We start from the raw sequence: 9,719 nt of genomic DNA on the forward strand, positions 1-9,719 counted from the left end.
TCTCCCGCTCTCGATAGTGTTTCTATAATAGATATACTATCTACACTGCTTGTTCGAATTTCGCCCACAGGTGATAGTGGAAAATGTGATTTCTCCCCAGCTTTTTCTTATAAAAATGAGGCGCGATCACAGCATTTTGGGGCAAGTTACGCAAAAGCGCGTAAGGAATTTCGCAGGATATACAGCCCGGTCACGGATGTCACCGGGCAGGAAAGGCTATCGTTCACGCTTTTTCGGCATCATACGCAGCAGCGTGTTGTCTTTGAAAATGTAGTGGTGCAGCAACGCAGCAGCAGCATGGAGGCCAACAATAAAGTAACCGAGCGTGGCGAGAAGCTCATGGTACTCCTTAAGTGTGTCGACCAGATCGAAATTAGCCTCGGCGGCGTGCGGCATCGGCAGCCCAAAGGCGATCCACGGGCCGCCGCGGTTATACATCATCAGCAGACCCAGTAGCGGTAACGCGATAAAAAGCAGATAAATTGCCAGATGTCCAAGGTGCGCCAGCCCGGTCATCATCGCGGAGGGTTTAGGCGTAATGGGCGGTGCCGGATGTTTTAGCCTGACCAGCAGCCGCGTAAGCATCAACACGAGGACAGAGATACCGCATGAGACGTGAACAATATTGAAATAAGGCCGGTAGCCACGTGGCGCAAAGCCGCGAAACTCCATAGCGCAGTATGCGCCGACGACCAGCAGCACCACCAACCAGTGGATGGCGATCTGCGGGCCTGAATAGTTGCTACGCATAAGAACCCCCTGAAAGAACGAACCGGCCTTCAACATAACGGGGTTTTCTTTAAAATTCATTAACTTTTCTTTATCACTTTTCAGCGACTTAGCGCTTGCGCAGTGCATATAGTTTGCGCAATAAAAGCTGACAACCTACCACTGAAACAACAGGAGCCTGTGTGGAGAATCTGACGCCGCAAACACTACTGAGTTTGATGGAGGACGCCGTCGCGCGCGCCACTACATTTCCCGTCTGGCCACAGGGCGAAGCGCCCGGCGCGAAGGTCAGCGCAGTACAATTTCAACGGGAAACAGAGCACACCGGCCCCTCGCCATTTGATCGCTCGGTGACCGGCGTACGAGCACCGGAAATCACCGTTTATGCGCCGCAGCACCCCAACGGCGTCGGTATTCTGGTGACGCCGGGCGGCTCATACCGCCGTGTGGTGCTGGATAAAGAGGGCAGCGCTCTCGCCCCCTTCTTTAATGCGCGCGGTTATACCCTGTTTGTGATGACTTACCGCTTTCCCGGCGATGGTCATGCCGAAGGGGCCGACGCACCACTGGCGGATGTGCAGCGGGCCATGCGGCTAATCCGCGCGCAGGCAGATCGCTGGCAGCTTGATGCCGACAAGCTCGGCGTGATGGGCTTTTCCGCCGGCGGTCATGCGGCAGCGAGCCTCGGCACACGTTATAACGATGCGATCTACGCACCACTTGACGCCATCGATGAGCAGCGCGCGCGCCCGGCGTTTATGGCGCTGGTCTACCCGGTAATCACCATGCATGCTGATATTGATCACCCGATGTCGCGCCAGCAGCTGATTGGCGATACGCCCGATGAGTCGCAGATCCGCCGCTACTCCGCTGAGGAGCAGGTCAACAGCCAGACGCCGCCCACCTTTTTGCTGCATGCGGTCGATGACCCGGCGGTAAAAGTGGAAAACAGCGTAGTGATGTTCTCGGCGCTGCGCCGCCTCGGCGTGCCGGTGGAGATGCATCTCTTTGAGCAGGGAAAACACGGTTTTGGTATTCGTGATGCGTTGGGCTTGCCGGTTGCGGTTTGGCCGGAGTTGATGATGGCGTGGATCGAAAGCAAGGTGTAAAAACGCCCCCGCCGCTGCGGGGGCAGGCTTATCAGGATTGCAGATAGACCACCTGGGTTTGCAGATATTCGTTCAGGCCGTGGCGGCCATCCGCGCCGCCAATGCCCGATTTGCGCCAGCCGGCGTGGAAACCCTGCATCGCTTCAAAGTTCTCGCGGTTGATGTAGGTTTCGCCAAACTTCAACCCGCGCACCGCTCTCATCGCCAGGTTGAGATCGCGGGTGTAGATCGAGGACGTGAGGCCATAATCGCTATCATTGGCCATCGCCAGCGCCTCATCAAGGGTGTCGAACGCCACCACCGGCAGCACCGGGCCAAAGGTCTCCTCATGCATGATTGCCATCTGCTGCTGCACATCCAGCAGCAGTGTCGGCGGATAGAAGTACCCTTTTCCTTCAACTTTTTCACCGCCAAGGACAACCCGCGCCCCTTCCGCGACGGCACGCGCCACCTTCTCTTCCACTCGCTGCAAAGCCGCGGCATTGATAAGCGGCCCCATCGCGATATCGTTACGCTGCGCCGGATCGCCAAACTGCACCGCTTTCATCGCTTCGCCAAGGCGGTTGACGAAGCGGTCGTAAATCCCCTTCTGCACATAGACGCGCTCGGCACAGTTACACACCTGCCCGGTATTAATCACTCTCGAATCAACAATCGCTTTCACTGCCAGTTCAAGATCGGCATCGTCGAGCACAATCGCTGGTGCTTTACCGCCCAGCTCGAGGCACACTTTGGTGATATTCTTCGCCGCTGCCGCCATGATCTTCTCCCCCGCGCCGACGCTGCCGGTCATGCTGACCATCGCCACTTTCGGGTTGCCTGCCAGCTCCTGACCGACGGTTTCACCGCGCCCGAGCACCAGGTTAAAGACCCCCTTCGGTAAGCCAACCTGCTCAACAATTTGCGCGAAGGCGATGGCATTACTTGGAGTAAATTCACTGGGTTTGATCACAATGGTGTTACCGGTGATAAGCGCGGGCGCCATTTTGCGGGCGATAAGAAAGAACGGGAAGTTCCACGGCAGGATACCGGTTGTGACGCCCAGCGCGCGTTTAAAGACAAAAATATTTTCGTTCGGGCGGTCACTTTGCAGGATCTCTCCTTCGTAACGGCGCGCCCATTCGGCCATATAGTCGATGTAGTCAGCGGTAAAGGAGACCTCAACATCGGCGAGCTGCTGGATTTTGCCCCCTTCCGCGACAATCAGCGCGCTGATTTCGCTGGCCTGTTCGCGAATGCCGGCAGCAATTTTACGCAGCCAACCGGCACGCTCGATAGCGGGCAGCGCTTCCCAGCCAGGCTGTGCGCGTTCAGCGGCCTCGATTGCTTTACGTGCATCCTCGGCGCGCCCGTCAGGGATGCGCGCGAGAACCTCTTCCGTTGCCGGGTTGACCACATCAAGCCAGCCTTCGCCCTGCCAGCTGACAAATTGCCCATCAATAAACATCGGGTGTTGTACGGGTGCTGTCATGATCTGCTCCTGTAATGGCATTGTTTTTAAAAAGCTAACGTGTTGTTAAAAATCTACCGTTGCAGCGAGCAATGCCCAAGTTGAGGGATAACTTTTGTGAGGAAACGCAAAAAAGCGGCGGGAAAAGCGGATAAATTACCCGGTGCGGAGAAGAAGGCGTTGCCCGTTTGCGCCATAGCTGACGCAAACGGGCATTCGCCTTACAGCGCGCGTTGGGACAAGGCCTCAGTGAGCTGCGTATCAGCCTGCAGGATTTGCCAGGCTTGCTCAATCTCCGGTGGGAACTCGATATGTGCGAGGTAATCGCGTCCGTTGGGGCCATAGCCGTTAGCATCATCCCGCAAGCGAGGTACTTCCCCCATCACCAGTGAAAGATAGCGCTCAACGGGCCATAACCCACGCACGCGGGGCTGAAAGGCAAGACCGTCCGGTGTATTAATCAACCGTGGCGTAAAACCTGGCCAGCTTAACCAGTGCGGTGCGTTAGCGCACTGCTGACTGGCACGAGCGAAGGTGGCCATCGTACGCCGCTGCATGGTTGGATCCTGCACTATCACCGCCGTTTTCGGCGCGTTCTGTTGGCTTATCAACATATCAAGACTAAAACGGGCGTTTTCACCGCTGTTTGTTGAGCGGTCTTCAATCAGTAGCTGGCTCTCATCAATCTGCCAGAACTGGCGAGCAATATCGGCAAGGATTGCCGCTTCGCCGCGCCCGGTGGTGCGGATCACGTTATAACGCGGATGACGGGCAATCGCGGAGTAGAGGAAGGTGGTCGAGTGACCAAGACCGCCGCTAATCAGCAGCGGCGTTTTTTGCGCCGCAGCCAGCCCGCAGGCCGCTTCAATGGTCGGAATGACGGCATTACCCGCCAGGATCACCACATCTGCGCGCACCGGCGACGGTTTGCCAGTGAAGTCATTTTGCGCCAGCCATTCACCGAGCCTGTTTACGGCGCCGAGCGTCGGCTCAGGCAGCGCGGGAAATGTTGTTTTTAGCATGGAAACCTCCTTCTCATTGCTGACTCCAGCCTAACCGCACGTCGAAGAGTAACCAGAGGATCTCTCCTAATCGCGTTTTCGTACCCTGTCCACCGCACAAAAAGAGCACTTTTTCGTGACAACGTCACCAAAGGAGCGACTATTTTTGTTAGCTTTCCCTGCTGCGGCGTAGCGCGTAATCTATATTTTTCTTATGCACTTGCATTGCATTTATGGGCGCACGTAGAATCGTTAGCCCCCTAACTATTCATTCAGGTAATCTTTAGGTCTTCATGCATAACCACACTTGCTCTTTTTCTGTGCTCTTTATCGTTACCCATGAGGTCAAAAAGTAATGTCTGAACCCAAACGCGACCCTTACGCGCCGCGTGAATGGGCCGCTCACGAAAAGCCGATGCTGCTCGGCTCCCCTTCCACGCCCTGGCACAGCACGCCGCGGCGCATCGCCTATGGCATTGTCGGTTTACTGGTCTCGATGACGGGCGCGCTAGGTAATGCAATGGTGACGGCGAACCTGCAAAATTTGCAGGGCACCTTTGCCGCCTGGTCAACGGAGATCGCCTGGCTACCGGCGGTATATGTAATGACCAACGTCTCCATTAACCTGTTGCTGGTGAAGTTTCGCCAGCAGTATGGCTTGCGGGCATTTACCGAAGGGTTTCTGGTGCTCTATGTGTTGGTCACCTTTTTCCATCTCTTTATTAACGACCTCAGCTCTGCGCTCTTTGTGCGGGGCGCACACGGTATGGTGGCCGCCGCGCTCAGTTCGCTGGGAATTTACTATCAGATCCAGGCCTGGCCGGCGAAGCATCGCCTGAAAGCGCTGACCATCGGTATTACCGGCTCGACGCTGGCGATCCCGATCGCCCGCCTCTTCTCAACCGAACTGCTGCAACTCGATGAGTGGCGCGGGCTCTATCTGTTTGAGTTGGGGCTGGCACTTATCTCGCTCGGCTGCGTAATTGCCCTCAAGCTGCCGCCGGGCGATCGTAAAAAAGTGTTTGAGAAGAAGGACTTCATCACCTTCTTTCTGTTAGCTCCCGGCATGGCGCTGCTCTGCGCAGTGCTCTCGCTTGGGCGTCTCGACTGGTGGTTTGAAACGCCGTGGCTCGGCTGGGCGCTGGCTGGGGCACTGGTGCTGATCGTCTCGGCAATTGTGTTTGAGCACAACCGAAAGAACCCGCTGCTCAACACCCGCTGGCTCTCCAGCGGCAGTATTGTGCGCCTCGGCCTGATTATGCTGCTGATCCGCATTGTGCTTGCCGAACAGAATACCGGCGTTTTTGGCTGGTTGCAGTATGTCGGCCTGCAAAACGAACAGATGACCCGGCTGGCGTGGTCAATTCTGGCCGGAATCATTTGCGGGATTGTCGCCAGTTGCCTGACCATTAAACCGCAGCGCCTCGGCTGGCCAATCCTCACCGCGCTGGCGCTGATGATTATCGCCTCGCTGATGGATAGCCACTCAACCAGCCTGACGCGCCCGGATCAGCTGATGGTAAGCCAGTTCCTCTTCGGCTTTGCCAGCGCCTTTTTTATCGCACCCGCGATGCTGGCCGGCATTGGCGGTGTCATTGCCGAACCGCGCAACCTCGTAAGCTTCTCGGTGCTGTTTGGTATGAGCCAGAATATCGGCGGCCTGATGGGCTCGGCGATCCTCGGTACCTTTCAGACGTGGCGCGAGAAGTACCACTCCAGCCTGCTGGCGGATCAGCTCACTACCCTTAACCCGCTGGTCAATGAGCGTCTGCAACTCTACAGCCAGATGTATCAAAGCATGATTGGCGACAGTAGCCTGCTCAGCGTGCAGGCAGTCACCCAATTGCAGAGTGCTTCGACGCTGCAAGCGACGATACTGGCTTACAACGATACCTATATGCTGACGGCGAGCGTCGCCGCCGCCACGCTGTTATGGATTGCATGGCGCTTGCTGCGCTTGCGTATTACCGCTCGTCTGGCCCTGAAGCGGGCGACGGGTAGCAAATAATAATGATGACATTACTGGAGTTCTTACTATGAGCCAGCAGGACGCCGCTAAAGAGCAGGCAAGTACCCGCAGCAACGTGCGGGTGGTGTCCATTTTTACCGCCGCGGCGATCGTGATCGTCGGCGTGCTGGTGATCCTTTACGCCTGGCAACTGCCGCCGTTTACGCGGCATACGCAGTCGACGGATAACGCCTACGTGCGCGGACAGACGACGTTTATCAGCCCGCAGGTGAATGGCTATATCACCGAAGTGCCGGTGCAGGATTTCGTCAATGTGAAAAAAGGCGACCTGATTATGCAGATTGACGATCGCATCTATCGTCAGCGCGTCGATCAGGCGAAGGCAACGCTGGCGATGAAGCGCGCTGCGCTGGAAAACAACCTGCAACAGCGTAAAAGCGCGCAGGCGGTGATCGCGCGTAATGAAGCGGCGCTCGCCAGCGCCAAAGCGCAGAACCTGCAGGCGCAGGCAGATTTAAAACGCGTCAAAGCGCTGACGGCGGACGGTTCCCTCTCCATTCGCGAGCGCGATGCCGCGCTGGCAACGGCCGCGCAGAACAGCGCTAATATCGCTCAGGCGCAGGCGACGCTGGAGATGTCGCGCCAGGATCTGCAAACCACCATTGTTAACCGCGCTTCGCTACAGGCGGATGTGGAAAACGCTAAAGCGGCGCTGGAGCTGGCGCAAATCGATCTGCAAAACACGCGTATCGTCGCCCCGCGCGACGGGCAGCTTGGGCAGATCAGCGTGCGCCTCGGCGCGTATGTCACTGCCGGGACGCATCTCACCTCACTGGTTCCTGCCCAGCGCTGGGTGATTGCCAACCTGAAAGAGACGCAACTGGCCAATGTAGTTGTCGGTCAGCCCGTCACCTTCAGCGTCGATGCCCTTGATGGCCGCAACTTTAAGGGGCGTGTCGAGAGCATTTCTCCCGCAACGGGCGTGGAGTTCAGCGCCATCAGCCCGGATAACGCCACCGGTAACTTTGTCAAAATCGCTCAGCGAATTCCGGTGCGTATTCAGGTGGAGGGCAAAGCTGATGAGATCGCTCGCCTGCGCCCCGGTATGTCCGTGCAGGTGCATATTGATACGCGGGAGGCGCAGCAATGAGGCGCTATCCGACGTTGATCGCATTCAGCCTGCTGCTAGCGGGCTGCCAGTCAGTCGATGTGGAGCGCGTGCAGCCGTCGTTACAGATCCCGGCGGCGTGGCGCAGCGAAAGCGGGCCGATGAGCAAAGTCGACAGTGTCTGGTGGCGCAACTTTCACGACAGCCAGCTTAACCGCTATGTCGACCAGGCCCTGCGTTATAACAGCGATGTGCTGGTCGCCCGCGAGCGGGTCAATGAGTACCAGGCGCGGGTCTATGCCGCTAACGGCGCGCTCTTTCCTGAAGTGGATATCGGTTTATCCGGCACGCGTGCGCGCTCGCAATCCGCCGCCACCGGTCAGCCGGCACACAGCACCCTCTATAAGGGCAATTTAACCGCCAGTTACGATGTCGATATCTGGGGAGCGAGCCGCAGCGCATCGCGGGCGGCAGAGGCGTCGCTGGAGGCGCAAAAAGCGGCCGCTGCGGCGGCGGACTTAACCGTTGCCACTAATGTCGCCTCCGGTTATCTCACTCTGCTATCGCTGGATGAACAGTTGCGTGTCACGCGCGCCACATTAAAAGCGCGGGAAGATGCCTGGCGACTTGCCCGTCGACAGTATGAGACCGGCTACAGCTCGCGGCTGGAGTTGATGCAATCCGATTCGGAGCTACGCGCTACCCGGGCGCAGATCCCGCAGCTGGAGCATCAGATTAGCCAGCAGGAGAATGCACTCAGCGTGCTGATCGGCAGCAACCCGGGCGCAATTCAGCGCGGCGATTTTTCGTTGCTTACCCCGCTGTCGTTGCCATCGCAACTGCCGTCAACACTGCTTAACCGACGGCCGGATATCGTGCAGGCTCAGCGCCAGCTGGTTGCCGCCGATGCCGGGCTTGCGGTGTCGCAGGCGAAACTCCTGCCATCGCTCAACCTGACCGCCAGCGGCAGTATGCAGGATGATACCCTGCCCGGCCTGCTCGATAACCCGCTACGGCTGTGGAATATCGGCGGCAGCATTCTGGCGCCGCTGCTGAACCGCCAGGCGCTGAATGCGCAGGTGGATGTCTCCATGTCCCAGCGCAATCAGGCGCTTTATGGTTATGAAAGTACCGTGCGCAATGCGTTCAGAGAGGTGAATGACAGCCTTGACGCCATCACCCGTCTCGGCGAGCAACTGAGCGAGCTGGAAGGCCAACAGCAGGTGGCGGAAGAGGCGCTGCGCATTGCACAAAATCGTTACCAGAACGGCTACTCCTCCTACCTGACGGTGCTTGATGCGCAACGCACGCTCTTTAGCGCGCAGCTCAATGCCGTGCAGGTGAAAAATAATTTGCTGTTAGCGCAGGTGGATCTCTATCGCGCGCTGGGTGGAGGCTGGTCCGGTATGAAGTAATTCTCAACAACACCAGGAGTTATGCTATGCAGCAGAAATGGTCCGCGGTAGATGAGTATTTAGCACAACAGCTTCTCCCTGAAGATGAGGTTCTGACGCAGATCCTCGCCAATAACCGACGTGCCGGGTTACCTGAAATTGATGTCTCGCCGATGCAGGGCCAGCTCCTGGCGCTGCTGGTGCGCATGACGCACGCGAAACGCATTCTTGAGATTGGCACGCTAGGGGCTTACAGCACGGTGTGGATGGCGCGAGAGTTGCCCTCCGATGGCGAATTATTGACGCTAGAGTTCGATGCATTACACGCCGCGATTGCCCGGGAGAACATTGAGCTTGCCGGTTTGACGCGCCAGGTGAGAGTTAAAGAGGGCCCGGCGCTCGAGACGCTGGAATCCCTCGGTGAGCGCCCGCCTTTCGATCTGATCTTTATTGATGCTGATAAACCCAATAACCCGAACTACCTGAAGTGGGCGCTGCACTATTCGCGTCCCGGTACGCTGATTATTGGTGATAACGTAGTGCGCGATGGCGAAGTAACCAACCCTGCCTCCACAGACGATCGGGTGCAGGGCGTGCGTAAATTTATTGAGATGATTGGCGACAACCCGCGCCTGACGGCGACGGCGATGCAGACCGTCGGCACCAAAGGCTGGGATGGCTTTACGCTGGCGTGGGTGAACTCGTAAAACGGGTTAACTGCCGGATGGCGGCTGGCGCTTTATACGGCCTACAACGCCATTTCGTGCGAATAAATTCGATACCGTAAGCCGGATAAGCGTAGCGCCATCCGGCAATCCGCTGCGGATGGCAAGTTATTCCGTTCGGGTAACCTGCGGTTAACCGCCGGATGGCGGCTGGCGCCTTATCCGGCCTACAACCCATCTCGTGCGGATAAATTCGATACCGTAGGCCGGATAAGCGTAGCGCCATCCGACAAT

General features: G+C 57.5%; 8 protein-coding genes. 5 read left to right on the forward strand and 3 right to left on the reverse strand.

What is annotated here, in order from left to right; genetic code table 11:
* Positions 1-216: 216 nt before the first annotated feature.
* Positions 217-750, reverse strand: a complete 534-nt coding sequence (gene cybB / locus HF650_RS11890; protein ID WP_187802549.1) for a cytochrome b561 — start codon at positions 748-750, stop codon at positions 217-219.
* A 161-nt stretch (positions 751-911) separates the two neighbouring features.
* Here cybB and HF650_RS11895 point away from each other — a divergent pair, with 161 nt between their 5' ends.
* The gene (locus HF650_RS11895; RefSeq protein ID WP_187802550.1) at positions 912-1,838 is read left to right on the forward strand and encodes an alpha/beta hydrolase; all 927 of its coding nucleotides are present in this window, start codon (positions 912-914) and stop codon (positions 1,836-1,838) included.
* 31 nt (positions 1,839-1,869) lie between these two features.
* Here HF650_RS11895 and aldA read toward each other — a convergent pair whose 3' ends face one another.
* Together aldA and HF650_RS11905 are read right to left on the reverse strand one after the other, a co-directional pair.
* On the reverse strand, positions 1,870-3,309 hold the full coding sequence (aldA, locus tag HF650_RS11900) for an aldehyde dehydrogenase (protein ID WP_187802551.1): 1,440 nt from the start codon (positions 3,307-3,309) through the stop codon (positions 1,870-1,872).
* A gap of 200 nt (positions 3,310-3,509) precedes the next feature.
* Positions 3,510-4,310, reverse strand: a complete 801-nt coding sequence (locus HF650_RS11905) for a YdcF family protein (protein ID WP_187802552.1) — start codon at positions 4,308-4,310, stop codon at positions 3,510-3,512.
* Positions 4,311-4,644: 334 nt separating this feature from the next.
* On the opposite strand from HF650_RS11905, the gene HF650_RS11910 reads away from it, so the two are divergent.
* The 4 genes from HF650_RS11910 to HF650_RS11925 are packed head-to-tail and all read left to right on the forward strand — an operon-like array spanning position 4,645 to position 9,467.
* Entirely contained in the window at positions 4,645-6,297 is a 1,653-nt protein-coding gene (locus tag HF650_RS11910; RefSeq protein ID WP_187802553.1) for an MFS transporter, read from the forward strand.
* 28 nt (positions 6,298-6,325) lie between these two features.
* On the forward strand, positions 6,326-7,408 hold the full coding sequence (locus HF650_RS11915) for an HlyD family secretion protein (RefSeq protein WP_187802554.1): 1,083 nt from the start codon (positions 6,326-6,328) through the stop codon (positions 7,406-7,408).
* The gene (locus tag HF650_RS11920) at positions 7,405-8,781 is read left to right on the forward strand and encodes an efflux transporter outer membrane subunit (protein ID WP_187802555.1); all 1,377 of its coding nucleotides are present in this window, start codon (positions 7,405-7,407) and stop codon (positions 8,779-8,781) included. The genes HF650_RS11915 and HF650_RS11920 overlap by 4 nt, the downstream gene beginning before the upstream one ends.
* Positions 8,782-8,807: 26 nt before the next feature.
* Complete coding sequence (locus HF650_RS11925; RefSeq protein WP_187798870.1) at positions 8,808-9,467, forward strand: O-methyltransferase; 660 nt, start codon at positions 8,808-8,810, stop codon at positions 9,465-9,467.
* The last annotated feature ends 252 nt before the right edge of the window (positions 9,468-9,719 follow it).

Source organism: Kosakonia sp. SMBL-WEM22, from assembly GCF_014490785.1.
Taxonomy (GTDB): domain Bacteria; phylum Pseudomonadota; class Gammaproteobacteria; order Enterobacterales; family Enterobacteriaceae; genus Kosakonia.

What these genes read in the sequence shown, in the direction of transcription:
- HF650_RS11925 (WP_187798870.1), top strand. Translation starts at nt 8,808, where the DNA reads ATGCAGCAGAAATGGTCCGCGGTAGATGAGTATTTAGCACAACAGCTT.
- aldA (WP_187802551.1), bottom strand. Translation starts at nt 3,309, where the DNA reads ATGACAGCACCCGTACAACACCCGATGTTTATTGATGGGCAATTTGTC.
- cybB (WP_187802549.1), bottom strand. Translation starts at nt 750, where the DNA reads ATGCGTAGCAACTATTCAGGCCCGCAGATCGCCATCCACTGGTTGGTG.
- HF650_RS11905 (WP_187802552.1), bottom strand. Translation starts at nt 4,310, where the DNA reads ATGCTAAAAACAACATTTCCCGCGCTGCCTGAGCCGACGCTCGGCGCC.
- HF650_RS11915 (WP_187802554.1), top strand. Translation starts at nt 6,326, where the DNA reads ATGAGCCAGCAGGACGCCGCTAAAGAGCAGGCAAGTACCCGCAGCAAC.
- HF650_RS11910 (WP_187802553.1), top strand. Translation starts at nt 4,645, where the DNA reads ATGTCTGAACCCAAACGCGACCCTTACGCGCCGCGTGAATGGGCCGCT.
- HF650_RS11920 (WP_187802555.1), top strand. Translation starts at nt 7,405, where the DNA reads ATGAGGCGCTATCCGACGTTGATCGCATTCAGCCTGCTGCTAGCGGGC.